This window comes from Bacillus sp. DE0042 (assembly GCF_007680225.1).
GTDB lineage: Bacteria > Bacillota > Bacilli > Bacillales > Bacillaceae_G > Bacillus_A > Bacillus_A wiedmannii.
The window spans coordinates 1-219 of the sequence record NZ_VEJP01000053.1 but is presented as its reverse complement, the minus strand read 5'-3'; the positions used below and the strand labels follow the sequence as shown (position 1 = coordinate 219).

At 35.6% G+C, this 219-nt stretch carries 1 protein-coding gene; it reads left to right on the top strand.

Going from position 1 to position 219, the window contains the following annotated elements; genetic code table 11:
• Window positions 1-7: 7 nt before the first annotated feature.
• The gene (locus FS802_RS31990) at window positions 8-217 is read left to right on the top strand and encodes an IS3 family transposase (RefSeq protein WP_369008792.1); all 210 of its coding nucleotides are present in this window, start codon (window positions 8-10) and stop codon (window positions 215-217) included.
• Window positions 218-219 lie beyond the last annotated feature (2 nt).

The window sequence follows — 219 nt, the reverse complement described above, 5'->3', positions numbered from 1 at the left end:
GGCAAGTATGTCTCGAAGAGGCAACTGTTGGGATAATGCTTGTATGGAAAACTTCTTCAGTCACTTTAAGGCAGAGTGTTTTCATTTACACTCCTTCCGTAAAGCGAATGAGGTCAAACTTGCCGTGCGTAAATATATGTACTTTTATAATCATCAAAGATTTCAAAAGAAATTAAATAACCTGAGTCCATATAAATATAGAACTCAGGTTGCTTAGTT